Below are 19,988 nucleotides of genomic sequence, written 5' to 3' on the forward strand. Positions count from 1 at the left end.
ATGGGGGGAATGACCGACTGGGGTTCCACAGCGTGGACGGTCATGATCAATAAGCTCCTTCGACGCGCCGCACGTACGCCGATAGTCCGCTTCCCAGCCCCGGCGTGAGCTGATCGCCCGGGTGCGGGGCTGGGTTACGCGCTGCGCGCCGCGTGCGTGAGGAAGGCCGACCAGGCGGCCGTACCGAAGACGAGCGCCCGGCCGTCCGGGACCTTGCTGTCGCGGACGGGGACGAGGTCGGGGTAGCCGTCGGCGACCTCGAGGCAGTTCGAGGCTCCCCCGTCGCTGTAAGACGACTTGCGCCACACAGCGGTGCCGAGGTCGGGAGTTCGCTTCATGATCTGCTCTCCTCCAGAAGGCGTTTGATGAACGCCGTCGACTCCACCGGAGTCAGCGCCGCGTCCCTGACCAGATCGTAGGACAAGCGGTAGGACAGAACCTTGTCCGGATCGTCGATCAGCACGCCGATCCCGTTGCCTTCCACGTAGGCAACAGGATCGCCGACTCGCTGCCACAACAGGATGAGGTCACTGTTCTCCGCGTGAGTACCTCCGAGGACGCACCGCCGACCGGCAGCCTCCGTCTGCTCCCCTGGACCACTCCCGAGGGCAACCCCTGTTACCTGAGCACCGACAGCGACCACAGCAGGCTCTCCCGGCTTGCCGACGACCTGGAGGCGGCCCAGCTGGAATCCGGTGCGCAGGTGCTCGCGGGGGCCAAGGCGGTGCTGGCCGACACCACCGCGGGAGAGCGAGCCGTGCGCTTCGCGCTGACCAGGGCGGCGGAATGCCTGGCGGACGTCCTGCGTATCGCGGTCAGCCGCGGCGAACGCATCCCCCGGAGCGGCCCGTGAACACCGGCCTCACCACGTCATCACCCTCATCCTTGGGCACTCCGCACCCGGCAAGCTCTACCTTGGGTGTCCGGTCACCACGTCCGGTCACCACACGTCGTCCTGCCGGAGAAGAGAAACCGATCATGGCTCATGAGGTGGATCCCCACTCCTGCGAGAGAACTCCCGAGGCGATCCGAGCCGCTCTGCAACGGCGACCCGACTGGTTGCGGGGCTTCGAGCAGGACTGGCTCAGCGCGGCCGCCGACTTCGACCAGTCGGCGCTCGACGCCGTGACCGACAAGTGGTTCCCCTTCGCCTGCGCCTGCGCGACGCCGGGCTACCTGGACGAGGTCGAGCAGACGGTCAAGCGGATGACCGAGGGCGACACCGAGGGCCTGGTCTTCCGGGACGCGGACGGCAACGCCTACGACGCCGAGAACCGGCCGATCGACGCGGGCAGGTCCGGGTGAGTGCGTACGCGATCAGGTACGTCGACTGCGCGGCTCGCCGAAAGGCCGCCCTGAAGGTGCCCCAGCGCGCTTCCTTTGAAGAGCTCGAGAAGCGGCTCAGCCTCAATCCCTTCGGCCCGCCCGCGATCAGCAACCGTGACAACAGCTGGTCGGCCGCCTTCCAGGACGGCTTCATCACGTACGTGGTGTCCAACCGCCACGTGGTCATCAACGTCATCGACCTGGTCGCTCTCTGACCCCAGCCGGCCCGCCGTCCGCAATACGGCCTCAGTCGCCGAAGGCCAGTCCCTGTCCCGTCAGCCGGACCCTGATCCCGTCCTTCTCCACCCGTACGTCCCGCAGGCGCAGCTCACCTTGGGGCAACTCGGGCAGCTGGAAGCCCAGGGAGAGCTGGTCGGCGAGGACCGGGCGGGTGAGCCGGGAGAGGGCGTCGAGGAGCGCCGGGTCGAAGCCGAGGCGGTCGAGCACCTCGGGGTGGGCCAGGGTCAGGTCGAGGAGGTTGACCCGCATGGCCTGGTGGACGAAGTCGCGGGAACCGGTCAGCGCGCCGAGCTTGTCGTCGTTGCGCAGTGCCTCGCGGACGGTCGTGTCCGGTACGCCCATGCTCCGTACGACCGAGGGCACGCCCAGCAGAGCGCGCACCTTGCGGGTCTCACGAGCCAGCCCGGCGGCCGACTTGGGCGTCAGGTGCAGGCCCTCCGAGGCGCGGACGCCGGGCCGGTACGTCGCCAGGTCTCCCACGTTCAGGCGCATTCCGCCGATCGTCGTGGCGATGCCCTGGTCGCCGTCGCGCCCGATGCGGACGTCGGCCCGCATCCGCAGATCGTGTCCGGCGACCGGCAGCGTGCCGCGCGCCAGGATCCGGTCACGGTCGGCGCCCGTGAACGTCACCTGGGACGCGCCGAGTTCACGGTTCATGTCGGCGAAGGAGAGCAGCACGTCACCGCGCAGCTCGGGAATGCGGGCCCCGCTCACGGAGGTCGGCCCGTCGCCTTCGAGGGTGACGTCCCGTGCCGTCGCCGACACCGAGGCCAGCGTGACCCGGTCGGCCGCCACGTCCGGGACGGTCACCTTCACCGAGTCCAGGCGCCCACCGACGAGTTGGGACAGGAAGGGGAAGCCGCCGATCTTCACCTCGGGTGCCGCGGACAGCTTCATACGGTCCTTGAGGGCGTCCGCCGCCCGCTGCTCGGCGTAGAGCACGGCCCAGCGGTCACCGAGGGCGAGGAAGGCGGCGAGCACCGACAGGCCCACCACCGCCTTCAGCGCGAACGGCAGTCCGGCGAAGCGGCCGCGCCGACGGCGCCTGCCGCCCCGGCGGTGCTGGGGCGGGGACCATGACTCGTCTCCGCCCAGCGCCTCGGGCACTTCAGGAACTGCAGGAACTGCAGGAACTTCATACGGGTCTGCGTGGGGCTGGGTCGATATGTGGTGGGGGGCGCGCATCGATCCATCCGACCATGCGTGTGCCCCCCACCCGCAACCTCAACCCGAGGTATGCGACTCAGCTCACGATCACCGCGCGGCCTACTGGGCCACGTTCCGCGCGATGGATTGCGCGACCTACTGCACGACCGTGATCCGGTTCGTCACCGGCGGCGCGATCGGGTTCGCCGCCGAGGAGTTGGCCTTTAGGTACTTCTCCAGGGCCGCCAGGTCGTCCCCGCCGACGAGGTCGTTGGTGCCCTGGCCCAGCGTGGTGATGCCGTCGCCGCCGCCCGCGAGGAAGCTGTTCGTCGCGACGCGGTAGGTGGCCGCCGGGTCGATGGCCGTGCCGTTGAGCTTGACGGTGTCGGCGACCACGCGGTCGGCGCCGGTCTTCGTCAGGTCGAGCGTGTACGTCAGGCCGGTCGACGGCAGCAGGATCTTCGGCGCGGCCGTGTTCGTGCCGCTCACCTGCTCCTTGAGGATCTGGATCAGCTGGGCGCCGGTGAAGTCCTGCAGGTTCACGGTGTTGGAGAACGGCTGCACTGTGAAGCCCTCGGCGTAGGTCACCACGCCGTCGCCCTCGGTGCCCTTGGCCGCGTAGGTGAGGCCCGCCCGGACTCCGCCCGGGTTCATCAGCGCGAGGTCCGTCTCCGGGTCGAGCTCCTTGCCGTACGCGAGTTGCGCGTCGGCGATCAGGTCGCCCATCGGGGACTCGGTGCCGGTGCTCGGTATGTCGGCGGAGATGTAGCCGATCGCCTGGTTGCCGATGGGCGCCGCCAGGGCGTTCCACTTGCTGATCAGCTCGGTCATGTCCGTCGCCTTGGGGACGGTCCGGGTGACCACGTGGTTGGCGGACGCCACGGCCGTACGGGCGATGTCACCCGTCCAGCGGTCGTAGGTCAGCGTGGTGTCCGTGTAGAGGCGGCCGAAGGACGCGGCCGAGGTGACCGTGCGCGGCTTGCCCGACGGGTCGTTGATCGTGCACGCGTACGCGGCGTGGGTGTGGCCGGTGACCAGCGCGTCCACCTGCGGGGTGATGTTCTTGGCGATGTCGACGATCGGGCCGGAGATGCCGTCGCCGGCGCCCGGGGAGTCGCAGTCGTAGTTGTACGACGCCGAGGCGGGCAGGCCGCCCTCGTGGATGAGCGCGACGATCGACTTGACGCCCTGCTTCTGCAGCACCTTGGCGTACTTGTTGATCGTCTCGACCTCGTCCTTGAACTTGAGGCCCTTGACGCCCTCGGCGGAGACGACGCCCGGGGTGTCCTCCAGGGTCACGCCGATGAAACCGACCTTGACGTCCTTCTTCTTCCACACCCAGTAGGGCTTGAGGATCGGCTTGCCGGTCTTCTCGTTCAGCACGTTCGCCGCGAGGTACGGGAAGTCGGCGCCGTCGAACTCCTCGTCCGAGTAGCAGCCGGCGGTCGGGTGGCAGCCGCCGTTCTGCAGGCGGCCCAGCTCCTTGGCGCCCTCGTCGAACTCGTGGTTGCCGACGCTCGTCACATCGAGGTCGAGCTTGTTCAGCGCCTCGATGGTGGGCTCGTCGTGGAAGAGGCCCGAGATCAGCGGGGAGGCACCGACCATGTCGCCGCCTGCCGCCGTGATGGAGTACTTGTTGCCCGCGCGAGCCTGGCGCAGGTGGGTGGCGAGGTACTCGACCCCACCGGCGTCGATCGTCTTGGTCGTGCCGTCCGCCTGGAGTTCGGTGACCCGGCCGGAAGAGCCGGACGGCGGCTCCAGGTTGCCGTGCAGGTCGTTGAACGACAGCAGCTGTACGTCCTGGTAGCGGCCCGGCGCCTGACCGCCGGGCTTGCCCTTGGACTCGCCCGCGCTCGCCGTCGACGGCAGCGCGGCCGCCAGCGCGCCGACCGTGGCGAGACCGGCGGCCGCGGCCACCAGACGATACGTACGACGTCTGCGGTGCTCGTGCGACTGGGATGTGGCTGGCATACGCCCCCCTGGGTTTCTGGTGAGGAAGTGGGTGAGGAAGTGGCCCCGTCCCGGCGCAGCCTAGGGTCAACGCGCGTAGCGCGACAGAGGTTTCGTGGTTACATCCTGGTTGCTTCTTTGCCGCCACTTTGCCGGTACCTCCCCTTACCCTCGTACGCATGACCAGCGACGACACCGCACTCCCCGGCAGCTCCCGCTCGATCGAAACCCACTTCGCGCTCCCCCCGGACCGGACCGAGGCCGTGCTCGGGCTGCTCGCGGAGGCCGCCCGCAACGACGGGCAGCAGGCGGTGTCCGAACAAGGGCGGCTGCAGTTGCGGGGCGGTCCGCGCGAGGGCGTGTCCCATTTGCTGCTGTCTGTGGGGGCCGAACTGGTCGGCTACGCGCAACTGGAGGACACTGACCCGGTGGAGGCGCCGGCCGCCGAACTCGTCGTCCATCCCGCGCACCGCGGTCACGGCCACGGGCGGGCCCTGGGCTCGGCGCTGCTCGCCGCGTCCGGCAAGCGGCTGCGGGTGTGGGCGCACGGTGGCCACTCCGCCGCGCGGCATCTTGCGCAGGTTCTCGGCCTCACCCTCTTCCGCGAACTGCGGCAGATGCGGCGGACCTTGACGGACCTGGACCTTCCGGACCCGGTGCTTCCCGAAGGCGTGACCGTCCGCACCTTCGTCCCCGGCACCGACGACGCCGCCTGGCTCGCGGCCAACGCGGCCGCCTTCGCCCACCATCCCGAGCAGGGCTCCCTCACCCAGCGGGACCTCGACGACCGCAAGGCCGAGTCGTGGTTCGACCCCTCCGGGTTCTTCCTCGCCTTCCGGGGCGACGAACTGGTCGGCTTCCACTGGACGAAGGTCCACGCGGAGGAACGGCTCGGCGAGGTGTACGTCGTGGGCGTACGGCCCGGTGCGCAGGGCGGAGGGCTGGGCAAGGCCCTTACGGCGATCGGGTTGCGGCACCTCGCGGGGCGGGGGCTGCCGACGGTGATGCTGTATGTCGACGCCGACAACAACGCGGCGGTGTCGGTGTACGAGCGGCTGGGGTTCGTGACGTACGAGACGGACCTGATGTACCGCACGGAGACCTGACCGGACATGGGGGGCGAGCATGGGTGACTGGGTCGTGATCGCGGAGTACCGCAGTGGTGACTACGACGAGAGTGAGTTCTACGCCGCGGGAGACACGAAGGACCGGGCGCTGGAGGAACTCCAGCGCCTCCTCCACACGTATCTGCCGCGGCCCGGGATCAACGAGAAGTGGCGCCGGGTCTACCGGCTCGCCGACCGCGAGTCGTACGTGGTGATGATCAAGGGGTCGATGACTCTGTGGCACTGCACCCTGCGGGTCGCGGAGTTCGTGTCCGACTCGGCCGACCCGGCCGTGGCCGCGAGGGCGCAGGCCGAGGACGCGGCAGCGGAAGCCGCTGCCGCGCCCCAGGACCGGATCCCGCCCGGCCACGACTAGGACGGGCCTGTCCGGAGTGAGGTCCTCGCCCTCACCCGCCCGTCGGTCCCGCCACCGCGGAGCGGCGTCGCAGTAGCCACCTCCGCCGTAGGGGTTCCGGCCCGCACGCGGCCCACAGCAGCGCCGCCGCTGCCAGGATCAGCGCCCAGCGTTCGTGGGCGGCCTGCCACTGCGGGTCGCCGGTCGGTACGAACAGGGACCAGCGGTCCGGCAGCAGCAGGCGGGCCAGGATCGCCGTAACCAAGATCGCGGCGGCCACGGACGGTCCCGGCTCGGGCTCGTTCGCGAGGCGCACGGCCGTCGCGGCGGCGGCCAGTGCGAGGGCGGCGGTCGCCGCGGCCTCCACGGTGACGGCGCCGACCGGGGGCCGTACCTGGTGCGGCACCAGGGCCAGTACGGCCGTCCACCACAGCACGGCCACCGGCGCGACCCACGCCACCCGCAGCCCCGCCCGCACCCAGCGCCGGGTGGTGACGGGTGCGGTGAGGTGCCGGGCGGGATCGTCCAGCAGGAACGACAGGCCGAGGGCGAAGGCGAGGGCAGCGGCCCGCAGCAGGTTGAGGGCCAGCCAGGCGTCCGGCGGGCCGTCGGCCAGCCGCGGCAGCCCGACGAGCAACAGCCCTACGACGGCCCCCGCGCCCAGCGCCCGCCAGGGGACGGTACGCCCGACAGCCCACACCAAGACCCCGCTCACGCCACGCACCTGACGGACCCCCTCGACGCCCCGCAACACCATGCCTCCTCCTCAGCGCTCTTCGTCGCCCGACCCACTCACACCCCGGCCGCAGGCCCCCCACCACCGCTCCCGTCACAACCCGCATCCCCGCTCCCCCTCGACACCCCGCATCGCCACGCCGCCCCCTCAGCACCCTTCACCGCCCGACCCACTCACACCCCGGCCGCAGGCCCCCCACCACCGCTCCCGTCACAACCCGCATCCCCGCTCCCCCTCAACGCCCCTCTCCCCCGTCACTCCGCACACTCGTCGCCCTCCTTGGGCACCTCGGCGCCCAGCAGCCGAGCCGCCTGAGCCGTGGTCACCCCTGGAGCCGTCAGTTCACTCCAGTGCTTCTTGACCGCCGCGGTGACCTCGGCCCGCGGACGCTTCAGCAGTTCCACCGTCACCGATGTCTGTCCGGCGGACATGGACAGCGGGTTGGTCGGCATCAGGACGATCGCCGAGCCGCTGAGGCTGTCGTCGAGGCGGACGTTGCGCAGGTCGGTAACCGGGTCGGCGGCGCCGCCCAGGGCCAGCCACATCACGGTCACCACGCGCCCGTCGCACAGGTCGCCGCCCTTGGTCTCGTCGCCCGCGACCAGCACGGAGGCGACGGCCGCCGCGAACTCGGGGACGCGGTTGCCGCCCCAGCGCGTGCCGACGGTGACCTGGTGGGGCGTGGTGGACGGGGTGATCGTGCTGTCGGAGTCGAGGCCGTAGGTGGCGTCGATCCGCTGGCGTACCAGCAACGGCTCCTGGGCCGCCGAGCCGCCCGCGAGGGACTGGACGCGGTCGACGACGTCCGCCCAGGTGGCCGCCTGGCCGGTCCACTCCGGGAACGCGCAGTACGTCGAGGTCCCGTGCCGGGTGCAGGACTGCTGCTTCTCCGGGGTGAGGGTGGCCCGTTCCCGGGCCGCGGTCAGCTCCGCCGAGACGCCCCCGGACTGGGCGACCGCGCCGGTCAGCGTGAGGGCGAGGGCGCCCGCGAGGCCGGCCTTGACGGACCGGGTCCGGCCGCCGGCGGCCAGTACGGCAGCCGTGGCCGCCAGCAGGACGAGGCCGATCAGGTAGAGGGCGTGCCAGGCGGCGGGCCGCCCGATGAGGTCGGACGGCAGGGTCTCGCTGCTGTTCTCGCCGACGACCGGCGACAGCCAGCGGCTCCCCTCGGCGTCGCCCGTGCCGACGGAGATGAACGTGGCGGCGGTGAACAGGCCGAGCACCAGGATCGGCGCGGCGAACACGGTCGGCACCAGGCGGGCGATCAGCACGCCAAGGGCGCCGCACAGCAGCACGTACAGGGGCCCGACGGCGAGTTCGGCGACCGATCCGTGGCCCACCGCGCCCGGCCTGAGCGCCTGCCAGGTGAACTCGCCCAGCACCACCAGCGAGGTGAGCACGGCGAACGGCACGACCGACAGGACGTGCGCGACCGTACGCCGCCACGGCTCCATCACCAGCACGTCGAAGTGCCGGTCGGTGCCGCGCCGGCGGGAGCGCAGCGCGCCCCGGTTGACGCAGACCAGCAGGGCGATGCCCAGGAGCAGGGGCGCGCTCTGCGTCCCGCGGTCGGCGTCCTGGAGGGCGGGGTAGGCGTCCATGCCCTCGCGTTCGGACAGCAGCTTGTAGAGGGTGTAGCCGACGTAGACGAGGAGGGTGACCAGGACCGGGATGTAGCGCAGGAGGTCGCGTGCCTCGAAGCGGGCGAGGGCGGCCACGGCCGCCCAGGGCCGGCGTGGCTCGCCCTGCGTGACGGGCGGGACCGTTGCTTCCATGACCGTGTTCACGCTGCAGCCACCTCCGCGTCCGTGCCGTCGAGGGTGAGCAGGTAGCCGTCCTCCAGGGTGGGTTCGAGGAGGTCGGCGCCCGGCGGGGGATCGCCGACGTTGCGGAAGGAGCCGGTGCCGGTGCGCCAGCCGGCCAGTGCGCCCGGGTCGCGTTCCGTACTGCTCCACACCCGGCCCGCGGCCCGCGCGGTCAGTTCGGCCGGGGTGCCGTCGAAACGGACCCGGCCGGCGGCCAGGACGACGACCCGGTTGCAGAGCATCGCCACGTCCTCCGTCTGGTGGGTGGACAGCAGCACGGTCCGCCCCTCTCCCGCCTGCGCGATCAACTCCCTGAAGCGCATGCGCTGTTCGGGGTCGAGGCCGACGGTCGGCTCGTCGAGGACGAGGAAGCCGGGGTCGCCGACGAGCGCGGCCGCCAGCGCGACCCGCTGCCGCATGCCGCCGGACAGCCTCTTGATGCGCCGGCCGCGTACGTCACCCAGGTCGACCTCCTGCAGCACCCGCCTGACCTCCCGGTGGCGGGCGCCCCGGTCGGTCAGCTCCTTCAGGATCGCCACGTAGTCGACGAACTCGAAGGCCGTGAAGTCCGGGTGGAAGCCGGGGGTCTGCGGCAGATAGCCGAGCGAGCGCCGCACCTCCTGCCGCCCGCGCGAGGTGGCCGGGTCGTTCCCGAGCACGGTGAACGCCCCGTGGTCCGGAGGCACGGCCGTCGCCAGCACCCGCAACAGGGTGGTCTTCCCGGCGCCGTTGGGCCCCAGCAGCCCGGTGACGCCCCGGGTCAGTCGCAGCGACACGTCGTCGAGGGCGCGGGTACCGCCGTAGCGCAGGCTCAGCCCGGAGGCGGAGACGGTGGGGGTCATGCGGAACTCCCGTTGAAGAGGTCGAAACGGTCACGAAGAAGGAAGAGCAGCCCGGCGGCGAGGGCCGCGACCACCGCGGACGCGCCCTGCCCGGCCGCGGTGAACGGTGCGAGCGGGTCCCCGTCGGCCGCCTGCCGCGCGTGCGCCGTCAGCAGCAGTGCGATCCAGGACCCGCCGACCAGGGCCGGCGCGAGCACCGGCCCGAGCCTCGGCGTGAGGGCCAGGCCGGTCGCGGTGAGGGCGAGGGCGGGCAGCAGCCAGGCGAGCGCGCGCAGCCCGTAACCGGGGAGCGCGAGCGTGGCGAGCCCGTTGAGGCCCAGTCCGGTGACGAGCACGGCGACCGTACGGATCATCAGCAGCCGGAAGCCGTGCGTCGGCGAGACGACGGCCATCTCGTACGTCGGGTCCAGAGCGGGTCCGTACGAGAGCGCGACCCCGCCCAGCGGCAGCAGTGGCGCGAGCGCGAGGAACAGCGTGGGCGTGCCGGCGTCCGGACGGTAGTTGGCCACGGCAACGGTCATCACGAGGACGGCGAAGACGGAACCGAGCCAGGATCCGCGCAGCACCGGCGTGGCCGCGAGCAGCCGCGCGGTGTGGTCGGGGACCCCGATCCGGGCGAGCAGGGACTCCAGGAGCCCCGGCCGGGGGGCGTCGAGTTCGGCGTCGAGCCGCTCCCAGCCCGCGTCGAGGGCGACCGGGTCGCTCACGTCGGCGAGCACACTCCGGCACCGGGCGCAGGCGGTGAGATGCGCGTCCGCGGACCAGAGGACGGGGGGCGCCAACTCACCCTGGGCGTAGGCCCGCAGATCCTCCTCGGACACATGCCAGGTCATGCCGCCACCTCCCGTGCTCGTAGGTTCGTCGTCATGCCAGCGCCTCCCGCAACTGCTTCCGGGCCCGCATCGCCCGCGTCTTGACCGTGCCCGGCGGGATGCCGAGGAGGACGGCCGCCTCCCGGGTGGTCAGCCCGTCGATGACCGTCGCCTGCAGCACGGCGCGCAGCTCCGGTGAGAGCCGGACCAGGGCGCCCGCGAGGTCCCCGTGCTCCACCCCCGCGAGCACGCGTTCCTCCGCGGACGCCTCGTCCCGGTGCCGCAGCCGTGCCAGCGCCTGCCGCAGCCGCCCCCGTGCCCCGTCGCCGCGCAGCGCGTCGACCAGCCGCCGCGAACCGATGCGCCACAGCCATCCGGCGACATCGCCCTCCGCGTGGTAGCGGGCGGTCCCCCGCCACACCGCCAGGAAGGTCTCCTGTACGACGTCGTCGACGATCCCGGCGTCGGAGCACCGGCCGCGCAGTCGTGCGGTGAGCCACGGCGCGAAGCGCCGGTACAGCTCTTCGAAGGCGCGCCGGTCCCCGTCCGCCGCGATGGCCCGCAGCAGCTCCCCGTCGCTTCTCGTTTCGCTCACGTCTCCTCATCGGACGAGCCCTGTCGAACGGTTCACGCAATCACGCTTGACTTTCCGACGCCTCTTCCACCACCCTTTCACTACTCAATTAGTTAAAGGGTGGTGGAACGGGTGGTCGAGTACCGCATCGACCGGCACAGTGGCGTCGCCACCTACGTCCAGATCGTCCAGCAGACCAAGCAGGCCCTCCGCCTCGGTCTCCTCGAACCCGGCGACAAACTGCCGACGGCCCGCGAGGTCGTGGAGGCCACCGCCATCAACCCCAACACCGTCCTCAAGGCCTACCGCGAACTGGAGCGGGAGGGCCTCGTCGAGGCACAGCGCGGACTGGGCACCTTCGTCCGGCGCACGCTGGGCACCGCACCGGCCGACTCCCCCCTGCACGGCGAGCTGGACACCTGGACGGCCCGGGCCCGCGAGGCCGGACTGGGCCGCGAGGACGTGGCCGCGCTGTTCACCGCCGTACTCGAGAAACACTTCCAAGGAGACCCGTCATGACCGACACGGCGATGGCCGCGGCCGCGCTGGGCAAGCGCTTCGGCCGCCGAGGCGGCTGGGCACTGCAGTCGTGCACCTTCCGGCTGCCCGCCGGCCGCGTCTGCGCGGTCGTCGGCCCCAACGGGGCGGGCAAGTCCACCCTGCTCGCCCTCGCCGCCGGCCTGCTGGCCCCCAACGAGGGCACGGTGACCGTCCTCGGGACGACCCCGGGCGAGGCACGCACGCGCGTGGGCTTCGTCGGCCAGGACAAACCGCTGTACCCGCAGCTCAGCGTCGCCGAGACGCTGCGCATGGGCGCCGACCTCAACCCCGGCCGCTGGGACAGCGCTGCGGCCGAGCGGATCGTGGCCGACGGCGAGCTCGACCCCAAGTCCCGCATACGTTCCCTCTCCGGCGGCCAGCGCACCCGCGTCGCGCTCGCCCTGGCCCTGGCCAAGCGCCCCGAACTGCTGCTCCTGGACGAGCCGATGGCCGACCTCGACCCGCTGGCCCGGCACGAGCTGATGGGCGTCCTGATGGCGCGGGCCGCCGAGGACGGCACCACGATCGTGATGTCCTCGCACGTGGTCGCCGAGCTGGAGGACTCCTGCGACCACCTCCTGCTGATCGGCGGCGGCCGGGTCCGCCTCTCCGGCGAGATCGACGAACTCCTGGCCGCCCACGCGCGCGTGTCCGTCCCCGCCGAGACCGACCTCGCCCCGCACACCGTCGTCGAGTCCCGCACCACCGGCCGCCAGCTCACCGCCCTGATCCGCCCGGCGGGCCCGCTCGCCGGCGACTGGCGCACAGGCGGCCGCCTCTCCCTGGAGGACCTGGTCCTCGCCCATCTGCGCAACCCCGAGGCACCGGCCCTGACCCCGGCCGAACGCGAGGAGAAGGCCGCGTGAGCACTGTGACCGCACCCACCCCGGCCGCCGCACCGGGCCCCGCCGCGCCCACGCCCGCCCCCGCCGCGCCACCCCGCCAGCTCCGCTGGATGCTGCGGCTCCACCGCCCGGCCCTGTACGCCTGGACGGGCCTGGTCGTCGCCCTCGCCGTCCTGCTGCTGTGGCTCGGAGGCCCGCTCACCGACGCGTCGGCGCTCGGCTGGCAGGGGTACGACGCCTGCGGGATGAACACGGCGTGCGCGTACGACCAGGACGCGATCCTCCTCTACAAGGACGTCTCCCTCTACACGAGCTTCGCCCTCCTGGCGGTGCCGTTCCTGGTCGCCGCCTGGGCAGGCGCCTCGCTGATCGGCCGCGAACTGGAGAGCGGCACCGCCCGGCTCGCCTGGACGCAGAGCGTGACGCCCACCCGCTGGCTGGCCGCCAAGCTCGCCCTGCCCGCGGCCCTGATCACCGCCGGCACCGCCCTCGCGGCCCTGCTGCACCGCCTGGCGTGGTCGGCGGGCCAGGGCCGCGTCGACAACACCAAGCCCTGGTACAGCGTCGAGACCCTCTACGCGAGCGGGCCCATCGTCGTCGGGCTCGCCCTGGCGGGCCTGGCCGCCGGTGCCCTCCTCGGCCTGCTGCTGCGCCGGTCGCTCGCCGCCATGGTCGGCGCCGTCTGCACCACGGGCGCCTTGTGGATCGCGATGTTCCTGGCCCTGCCCCACCTCTGGCCGACCGCCACCCACGTCAGCAGCCTGCGGGACGGCCCGTCCGGCTCCGGCATGGGCGTCGCCGATGGCCTGCTCACCGCCGACGGCGACCGCCTCGACATCCCCCAGTACTGCGGCAGCAACGCCGGCCCCACGTGCGGCACGCTCTTCGACCGCCTCGACGCCGTCAGCTTCTACAAGGACTACCACCCCGAGTCGCACTACTGGCCCCTCCAGCTCATGGCGACCGCCGTCCTCCTCGCCGTCACCGCGACGCTGACCGTGCTGGCGTTCCGGGTGCTGCGGCACCGGACCGGCGTCCGCAAGGGAGCCGCCGTATGACCGCCGTCCAGGGCCTGGCCCGCACGGTGCTGCGGCTGCACCGCACGGCCGGGATCGTGTGGGGGCTCTTCGTCCTCGGCTCCGTCGCCTGGCTGGTGTGGCTGAACGAGGTCACCGCGGACTCGGCGCGCGCCGCGCTGGACAGCTGCCCCAGGAACACCGGCCTCTGCCACGCCGTCTGGGCCGGCCTGGACTACAGCGCGCCGACGGGCTGGATCAGCACGTTCATGTACTACAGCTTCTGGGCCGTAGCCGCCTGGGCGGGCGGCTCGCTGATCGGCCGCGAGCTGGAGAGCGGCACCGCGCGGCTCGCCTGGACGCAGGGCGTGACGCCCACCCGCTGGCTGGCCGTCAAACTCGCGCTGCCCGCCCTGCTGATCATCCTCACCGGCGCTGTCTTCGTCCCCGTCTACCGGTGGGCCTGGTCGGCGAACCGGGACCTGATGGGCGACAGCTGGAGCTTCGCCGACGTCTTCGCCGCCCACGGCCCGGCGGTGGTGGCCTACGGCCTGTGCGCCCTCGCCGTCGGCACGCTCACGGCACTCGTGCTGCGCCGCTCGCTGCCCGCGCTCGGGGTCTCCGTCGCCGTGATGGTGGTGCTCAACCAGATCATGGAACGGCAGCGGGAGGATTTCTGGCCGACGGTGACCGGCGGCTCCGGCGCCCGCAAGGTGACCAACGACTGGTGGCAGGTGGGCAACGGCACCTACCATCCCCCGTCCCACTTCTGGCCCCTGCACCTCGTCGAGACCGGCATCCTCCTCGCCGTCACCGCCGCGGCCACGACCACCGCCTTCTGGCTACTGCGCCGCCGCACCCGCTGAAGCGGACCGTGCGTCTCTCCACGGGGGGGGAGGGACGCACGGTCAAGACGTCCGCCACCAGAGGACCGGAACGCACGGTCAAGACGTCCATCGCCGCCGGGACGCACGGCCGAGGCGTCCATCGCCGCGGGACGCACGGCCGAGACGTCCGCCCACCGGAGCCAGGGACGCACGGCCGAGACGTCCGCCACCAGAGGACCGGAACGCACGGTCAAGACGCATCGCCGCGGGACGCACGGCCGAGGCGTCCATCGCCGCGGGACGCACGGCCGAGACGTCCGTCCACCGGAGGCAGGGACGCACGGCCAAGACGTCCGCCACCAGAGGACCGGAACGCACGGTCAAGACGCCGTCCACCGGAGCCAGGGACGCACAGTCGAGACGTCCATCGCCGGGGAGAAGGGACGCACGTCAAGGCGTCCCTCGCCAGGTGCGGACGCCCGTGAGCCGTTCCCCGGTGTCCCACACGCCATGTCGCCGTAACCGCTGGTTCAGACAGGCTTGCGAGGCTCAGTGGATGAAGCCCGTCGTGCCAGAGCCCGCGCCGCCCCCCGAGGGGACAGCGAGGAACGGGGAGGCCCGTTTCGCCCCCGCGCTCCCGCCCGCCCTGTCCGACGCGCCTGTATCGCTCGTGGCGCGGAAGAATGGGTCCATGAGCCAGCCAAACACCCAGGCACAGGTCCAGCACGCCCAGCCCTCCGTGGGTTCCATCGCCGCGCACCGCCCGCACACCGTGTCGGCCGCCGTCTCCGACCTGGAACCCGACATCGACGCCGACCTCGACGCGTACGAAGAGGCGCCGTTCGACGGCCCCCAGCTCCCGCAGGGCCGCTTCCTCGACCGGGAACGCAGCTGGCTCGCGTTCAACGAGCGGGTCCTCGAACTCGCCGAGGACCCGAACACCCCCCTGCTGGAGCGCGCGAACTTCCTCGCGATCTTCGCCAGCAACCTGGACGAGTTCTTCATGGTCCGGGTGGCCGGCCTGAAGCGCCGCATCGCCACCGGGGTCGCGACCCGGTCCGCGTCCGGCCTCCAGCCCCGCGAGGTCCTGGAGATGATCTGGGCCCGCTCGCGCGAACTCATGGCCCGGCACGCCGCCTGCTACCACGAGGACGTCGCCCCCGCCCTCGCCGAGGAGGGCGTCCACCTGGTGCGCTGGAGCGAGCTCCAGGAGAAGGAACAGGCCCGCCTGTTCACCCTCTTCCGCCACCAGATCTTCCCCGTGCTGACCCCGCTGGCGGTCGACCCGGCCCACCCCTTCCCGTACATCTCGGGGCTGTCCCTCAACCTGGCCGTCGTCGTACGCAACCCCGTCACCGGGCACCGCCACTTCGCCCGCGTCAAGGTGCCGCCGCTGCTGTCCCGCTTCCTGGAGAGCTCCCCGGGCCGCTACGTCCCCATCGAGGACGTCATCGCCGCCCACCTGGAGGAGCTGTTCCCGGGCATGGAGGTCCTGGAGCACCACGCCTTCCGCCTCACCCGCAACGAGGACCTGGAGGTCGAGGAGGACGACGCCGAGAACCTCCTCCAGGCCCTGGAGAAGGAGCTCATGCGGCGCCGCTTCGGGCCGCCGGTGCGCCTGGAGGTGGAGGAGTCGATCGACCGCGAGGTCCTCGACCTCCTCGTCCGCGAGCTGAAGATCAGCGAGGCGGAGGTGTACCCGCTGCCCGGTCCCCTGGACCTCACGGGCCTCTTCCGCATCGCCTCCCTCGACCGGCCCGAACTGAAGTACAAGAAGTTCATCGCCGGTGTCCACCGCGACCTGGCCGAGGTCGAGTCGGCGTCCGCGGCCGACATCTTCGCCGCCCTGCGCACCCGGGACGTACTGCTGCACCACCCGTACGACTCCTTCTCCACGTCGGTCCAGGCGTTCCTGCAGCAGGCGGCCGACGACCCGGACGTCCTCGCCATCAAGCAGACCCTGTACCGGACCTCGGGCGACTCCCCCATAGTCGACGCGCTCATCGACGCCGCCGAGGCCGGCAAGCAGGTCCTCGTCCTGGTGGAGATCAAGGCCCGCTTCGACGAGCACGCCAACATCAAGTGGGCGCGCAAGCTGGAGGAGGCGGGCTGCCATGTCGTCTACGGCCTGGTCGGTCTGAAGACCCACTGCAAGCTGTCCCTGGTGGTCCGTCAGGAGGGCGACACGCTACGGCGGTACAGCCACGTCGGCACGGGCAACTACCACCCGAAGACGGCCAGGCTGTACGAGGACCTGGGCCTGCTGACGGCGGACCCCCAGGTCGGCGCGGACCTCTCGGACCTCTTCAACCGCCTCTCGGGCTACTCCCGCCGCGAGACGTACCGCCGCCTCCTGGTCGCCCCCAAGTCCCTGCGGGACGGCCTGATCGCGCGGATCAACAAGGAAGTCCAGCACCACCGTGCCGGGCGCCCCGCCTTCGTCCGCATCAAGGTCAACTCGATGGTGGACGAGGCGATCATCGACGCCATGTACCGGGCGTCCCAGGCGGGCGTGGAGTGCGACGTGTGGGTGCGCGGCATCTGCGCGGTCCGCCCCGGCGTCACGGGCATGTCCGAGAACATCCGGGTCCGCTCGATCCTCGGCCGCTTCCTCGAACACTCCCGGGTGTTCGCCTTCGGCAACGGGGGCGAGCCGGAGGTGTGGTTCGGCAGCGCCGACATGATGCACCGCAACCTCGACCGCCGTATCGAGGCGCTGGTGAGGGTCACCGACCCGGCCCACCGGGCGGCCCTCAACCGCCTGCTGGAGACCGGCATGTCCGACACCACCGCGTCCTGGCACCTCGGCCCGGACGGCGAGTGGACCCGGCACGCGACCGACCAGGACGGCCAGCCCCTGCGCAACGTCCAGGAGATGCTCATAGACGCCCGGAGGCGCCGGCGTGGCACAGCAACACCTTGACCCGACGGATCCCCGGTCCGGGCCCGCCGGGCCCGTGACGGGGGACGCCCTCGCGGGCTACCTGCGGTCCCAGGCCACGGAGTTCCTCCGCGCGCTACGGCTGCACCGCGAAACCGGCGGCACCGCGGCCGGCGCGAACGGCGCGGAGGACTCCGTCGACGCGGCCCGGGCCCTGCGCCGCTCGGTCCGCCGCATCAGCGGCAGCCTGCACACCTTCCGCCCCCTCCTCGACCCCGAGTGGTCGGACGCGACGCGCCCCGAACTGGCCTGGCTGTCGGGAACCCTGGCGATGGAGCACGCGTACGGCGCCCGCCTGGACCGCCTGCTCCTCGCCCTGCACCGCCTGTCGGGCGCGGTCTTCCCGACCCAGTCGGCGGGCAACGCGACAGCCCGCGAAGCTGCGGGCAGTCGCGCCGACGCAGCTCCGGGCAGTCGTGCCGCTGGGGCGGCACGGGTGGGCGCAGCGGCACCCGGCAACGCCGGCTCCCCGACCCACCCCACCGCACCCGCCCCCGCCCCCGCCCCCGCCCCGGACCGCGGCAACCTCACCGTCGGCGCGGCAAAGGCGGGCGCCCTGCTCGACCGCCAGCTCACCCTCGCCCGGACCCGAGCGCACAGCACCGCCCTCCAGGCCCTCGGCTCCTCCCGTTTCCACGCGGTCGCCGACAACATCGCCTTACTCGCCAGCGAGGTCCCCCTCACCCCCACGGCGACCACCACCGGCCTGGACTCCTTCGCCGCCGCCGCCGAGGACCGCCTCACGGACGCGATCGCCGCCCTGCCCCTCGTCACCGCCGGCAGCCCCTACAACGCGGAGGCCCTGATCCACGGCCTCTCCCCGGACCCGGCCCCGCACCCCCAGGACGCCCCCTGGCACCAGGTCCGTCTCCTCCTGCGCCTGCACCGCTACGCCCGCGAGGTCCTCGACGGCGAGATGGCACCCGTAGACGTCCGGCTGCTCACCGCGGGCCAGGCCCTCGACCGCCACCGCGACGCCTCGGAGGCCGCGGCGGCAGCGGCCCACGCGGCCCGTACCCCCCGTATCGCCCCGGCGACGGCGTACGCCCTCGGCGTGCTGCACGCCGACCAGCGGCACGAGGTGGAGGCGGCACGTTTCGCCTTCCAGCAGTGCTGGCAGAGGCAGGCGGTCGGCACGCCCTGACCCATCTCCCCGTGGAGGCGGTGACACCGATGCCCCGAGCGAAGGAAGCCGCGGAGCCCCCCGTCCAGGCGGCCGGCTGCGTCCTGTGGCGCCGCTCCCCCGTCGACGGCAAGCTGGAGATCTGTCTCGTGCACCGGCCGAAGTACGACGACTGGTCGCACCCCAAGGGCAAGCTGAAGCGCGGCGAGGCCCATCTGTCCGGCGCCCTGCGCGAGGTCGAGGAGGAGACGGGTCACCGGGCCGTGGCCGGCACCCGCCTGCCCACCGTCCGCTACCTGGCGAACGACCGTCCCAAGGAGGTCCGCTACTGGGCGGCCGAGGCGACGAGCGGCGCTTTCACCCCGAACGACGAGGTGGACCGCATCCTGTGGCTGCCTCCGACCGCGGCCCGAAACCGCCTGACCCAGCCGAGGGACCGCGCCCTCGTCGACGCCCTGCTCCGGGCCCTTCGCCTGAGATAGTCGACGGAAATCACTCCGTGTCCTCGACGTGAGCGTTCCGTGACCTCACCGCACCGTCCTCAGGGGTTCACCCCCCGTTCATTCACGGCCTTCGGCGCCTTCACCTGTTCTGCCTAATTTCAGCCGTACAGACTTCGCACGCCGCCGGTTCAGGACGGCGGCTCTCGGAAGGAACTCCCTCAAGTGAAGCTTCAGCGCATGAACCGGCGGGCCCTCACCCTCGGTGCTCTCGCCGTCTCCGGCGCCCTGGCCCTCACGGCGTGCGGCTCGGACGACACCGGCACCAGCGGCGGCGGTGCCACCTCGACCGCGGCGGCCGGGAACATCAAGTGTGACGACGCCAAGGGTCAGCTCCTCGCCGACGGCTCCTCCGCGCAGAAAAACGCGATCGACGCCTGGGTCAAGCAGTTCTCCGCCGCCTGTGGCGTGCAGATCAACTACAAGGGCGGCGGCTCGGGCGCCGGTGTCACCGCGTTCACGCAGGGCCAGGTGCCCTTCGCCGGTTCCGACTCCGCGCTGAAGCCCGAAGAGGTCACCGCCTCCAAGCAGGTCTGCTCCGGCGGTCAGGGCATCGACCTCCCGATGGTCGGCGGCCCGATCGCGGTCGGCTTCAACGTGTCCGGCGTCGACAAGCTCACCCTGGACGCCCCGACCCTCGCCAAGATCTTCAACAACGAGATCACCAACTGGAACGACGAGGCGATCAAGAAGCTGAACCCCGACGTCGACCTGCCCAACCTCAAGATCCAGGCGTTCCACCGCTCGGACGAGTCCGGCACGACGGACAACTTCACCAAGTACCTGATCGCCACCGCCAAGAGCGACTTCCCCTACGAGGGCGGCAAGGCCTGGCAGGCCAAGGGCGGCCAGTCCGCTCCGCAGTCCTCCGGTGTCGCCCAGCAGGTGAAGCAGACCAACGGCGCCATCGGCTACTTCGAGCTGTCGTACGCCAAGGACGGCATCAAGACGGTCGCCCTCGACACCGGCGCCTCCACCCCGGTCGAGGCCACCGTCGACAACGCCACCAAGGCGATCGCGGACGCCAAGGTCGTCGGCACCGGCAAGGACCTCGCGCTGCAGCTGAACTACGCGACCAAGGCCGACGGCGCCTACCCGATGGTCCTCGTCACGTACGAGATCGTCTGCGACAAGGGCAACAAGGCCGACACGCTGCCCGCCACCAAGGCGTTCCTGCGCTACATCGCCTCCGAGGACGGCCAGAAGATCCTCGCCGAGAACGACTACGCCCCCATCCCCGACGACATCATCGCCAAGGTCCGCACCACCATCGAGGGCCTGAGCTGATCCGAGTGCGGTCCGGC

22 protein-coding genes are annotated in these 19,988 nt (G+C 71.9%); 13 read left to right on the forward strand and 9 right to left on the reverse strand.

The genetic code is table 11. From position 1 onward, the window contains the following. Positions 1-134: 134 nt before the first annotated feature. Both ACWBNA_RS32055 and ACWBNA_RS32060 read right to left on the reverse strand, forming a co-directional pair. Entirely contained in the window at positions 135-338 is a 204-nt protein-coding gene (locus tag ACWBNA_RS32055) for a DUF397 domain-containing protein (RefSeq protein ID WP_482708015.1), read from the reverse strand. Then, positions 335-643, reverse strand: a complete 309-nt coding sequence (locus ACWBNA_RS32060) for a Scr1 family TA system antitoxin-like transcriptional regulator (RefSeq protein WP_482708016.1) — start codon at positions 641-643, stop codon at positions 335-337. Before ACWBNA_RS32060 ends, ACWBNA_RS32055 begins: the two co-directional genes overlap by 4 nt. Here ACWBNA_RS32060 and ACWBNA_RS32065 point away from each other — a divergent pair. The 3 genes from ACWBNA_RS32065 to ACWBNA_RS32075 all read left to right on the forward strand — a co-directional run bounded on the left by ACWBNA_RS32065 (position 542) and on the right by ACWBNA_RS32075 (position 1,541). Then, positions 542-853, forward strand: a complete 312-nt coding sequence (locus ACWBNA_RS32065; protein ID WP_482708017.1) for a hypothetical protein — start codon at positions 542-544, stop codon at positions 851-853. The genes ACWBNA_RS32060 and ACWBNA_RS32065 overlap by 102 nt on opposite strands. 125 nt (positions 854-978) lie before the next feature. After that, the gene (locus ACWBNA_RS32070; protein ID WP_482708018.1) at positions 979-1,305 is read left to right on the forward strand and encodes a DUF6247 family protein; all 327 of its coding nucleotides are present in this window, start codon (positions 979-981) and stop codon (positions 1,303-1,305) included. Next, positions 1,302-1,541: a hypothetical protein gene (locus ACWBNA_RS32075; RefSeq protein ID WP_482708019.1), complete on the forward strand. Its 240-nt coding sequence runs from the start codon at positions 1,302-1,304 to the stop codon at positions 1,539-1,541. The genes ACWBNA_RS32070 and ACWBNA_RS32075 overlap by 4 nt, the downstream gene beginning before the upstream one ends. 31 nt (positions 1,542-1,572) lie before the next feature. Here the strand turns inward: ACWBNA_RS32075 and ACWBNA_RS32080 are convergent, their stop codons facing one another. After that, complete coding sequence (locus ACWBNA_RS32080; RefSeq protein WP_482708020.1) at positions 1,573-2,751, reverse strand: LmeA family phospholipid-binding protein; 1,179 nt, start codon at positions 2,749-2,751, stop codon at positions 1,573-1,575. Positions 2,752-2,868: 117 nt separating this feature from the next. Further along, on the reverse strand, positions 2,869-4,683 hold the full coding sequence (locus ACWBNA_RS32085) for a bifunctional metallophosphatase/5'-nucleotidase (RefSeq protein ID WP_482708021.1): 1,815 nt from the start codon (positions 4,681-4,683) through the stop codon (positions 2,869-2,871). 158 nt (positions 4,684-4,841) lie between these two features. Here ACWBNA_RS32085 and mshD point away from each other — a divergent pair, with 158 nt between their 5' ends. Continuing rightward, positions 4,842-5,768, forward strand: coding sequence for a mycothiol synthase (gene mshD / locus ACWBNA_RS32090; RefSeq protein ID WP_482708022.1), 927 nt, complete (start codon positions 4,842-4,844; stop codon positions 5,766-5,768). A gap of 19 nt (positions 5,769-5,787) precedes the next feature. Continuing rightward, positions 5,788-6,144, forward strand: a complete 357-nt coding sequence (locus ACWBNA_RS32095) for a hypothetical protein (protein WP_482708023.1) — start codon at positions 5,788-5,790, stop codon at positions 6,142-6,144. Between the two features lie 31 nt (positions 6,145-6,175). Here the strand turns inward: ACWBNA_RS32095 and ACWBNA_RS32100 are convergent, their stop codons facing one another. The 5 genes from ACWBNA_RS32100 to ACWBNA_RS32120 form a co-directional block, all read right to left on the reverse strand. Next, entirely contained in the window at positions 6,176-6,880 is a 705-nt protein-coding gene (locus ACWBNA_RS32100) for an ABC transporter (protein ID WP_482708024.1), read from the reverse strand. Between the two features lie 233 nt (positions 6,881-7,113). Further along, entirely contained in the window at positions 7,114-8,634 is a 1,521-nt protein-coding gene (locus ACWBNA_RS32105; protein WP_482708057.1) for an ABC transporter permease, read from the reverse strand. Positions 8,635-8,642: 8 nt separating this feature from the next. After that, the gene (locus ACWBNA_RS32110; protein WP_482708025.1) at positions 8,643-9,506 is read right to left on the reverse strand and encodes an ABC transporter ATP-binding protein; all 864 of its coding nucleotides are present in this window, start codon (positions 9,504-9,506) and stop codon (positions 8,643-8,645) included. Beyond that, positions 9,503-10,339, reverse strand: a complete 837-nt coding sequence (locus tag ACWBNA_RS32115) for a cupin domain-containing protein (protein WP_482708026.1) — start codon at positions 10,337-10,339, stop codon at positions 9,503-9,505. Before ACWBNA_RS32115 ends, ACWBNA_RS32110 begins: the two co-directional genes overlap by 4 nt. 31 nt (positions 10,340-10,370) lie before the next feature. Beyond that, complete coding sequence (locus ACWBNA_RS32120) at positions 10,371-10,913, reverse strand: RNA polymerase sigma factor (RefSeq protein ID WP_217241418.1); 543 nt, start codon at positions 10,911-10,913, stop codon at positions 10,371-10,373. A 111-nt stretch (positions 10,914-11,024) separates the two neighbouring features. Here ACWBNA_RS32120 and ACWBNA_RS32125 point away from each other — a divergent pair, with 111 nt between their 5' ends. The 8 genes from ACWBNA_RS32125 (at position 11,025) to pstS (ending at position 19,971) form a co-directional block, all read left to right on the forward strand. Next, on the forward strand, positions 11,025-11,411 hold the full coding sequence (locus tag ACWBNA_RS32125; protein ID WP_482708058.1) for a GntR family transcriptional regulator: 387 nt from the start codon (positions 11,025-11,027) through the stop codon (positions 11,409-11,411). After that, positions 11,408-12,298 (forward strand): ABC transporter ATP-binding protein, encoded by an 891-nt coding sequence (locus tag ACWBNA_RS32130; RefSeq protein WP_482708027.1) that lies wholly within the window; start codon positions 11,408-11,410, stop codon positions 12,296-12,298. The genes ACWBNA_RS32125 and ACWBNA_RS32130 overlap by 4 nt, the downstream gene beginning before the upstream one ends. After that, on the forward strand, positions 12,295-13,335 hold the full coding sequence (locus tag ACWBNA_RS32135; protein WP_482708028.1) for an ABC transporter permease: 1,041 nt from the start codon (positions 12,295-12,297) through the stop codon (positions 13,333-13,335). The genes ACWBNA_RS32130 and ACWBNA_RS32135 overlap by 4 nt, the downstream gene beginning before the upstream one ends. After that, positions 13,332-14,159 carry a hypothetical protein gene (locus ACWBNA_RS32140; RefSeq protein ID WP_482708029.1) on the forward strand — a complete coding sequence of 276 codons (828 nt, stop codon included), beginning with the start codon at positions 13,332-13,334 and terminating at the stop codon, positions 14,157-14,159. Before ACWBNA_RS32135 ends, ACWBNA_RS32140 begins: the two co-directional genes overlap by 4 nt. A gap of 517 nt (positions 14,160-14,676) precedes the next feature. Beyond that, positions 14,677-17,043 (forward strand): RNA degradosome polyphosphate kinase, encoded by a 2,367-nt coding sequence (locus ACWBNA_RS32145; RefSeq protein WP_482708030.1) that lies wholly within the window; start codon positions 14,677-14,679, stop codon positions 17,041-17,043. Beyond that, positions 17,024-18,205 carry a CHAD domain-containing protein gene (locus tag ACWBNA_RS32150; protein ID WP_482708031.1) on the forward strand — a complete coding sequence of 394 codons (1,182 nt, stop codon included), beginning with the start codon at positions 17,024-17,026 and terminating at the stop codon, positions 18,203-18,205. Before ACWBNA_RS32145 ends, ACWBNA_RS32150 begins: the two co-directional genes overlap by 20 nt. A gap of 29 nt (positions 18,206-18,234) precedes the next feature. Then, the gene (locus ACWBNA_RS32155) at positions 18,235-18,666 is read left to right on the forward strand and encodes an NUDIX hydrolase (RefSeq protein WP_482708032.1); all 432 of its coding nucleotides are present in this window, start codon (positions 18,235-18,237) and stop codon (positions 18,664-18,666) included. Between the two features lie 183 nt (positions 18,667-18,849). Next, the gene (pstS, locus tag ACWBNA_RS32160) at positions 18,850-19,971 is read left to right on the forward strand and encodes a phosphate ABC transporter substrate-binding protein PstS (protein ID WP_482708033.1); all 1,122 of its coding nucleotides are present in this window, start codon (positions 18,850-18,852) and stop codon (positions 19,969-19,971) included. Positions 19,972-19,988 lie beyond the last annotated feature (17 nt).

It is taken from the genome of Streptomyces sp. Q2, assembly GCF_056820935.1.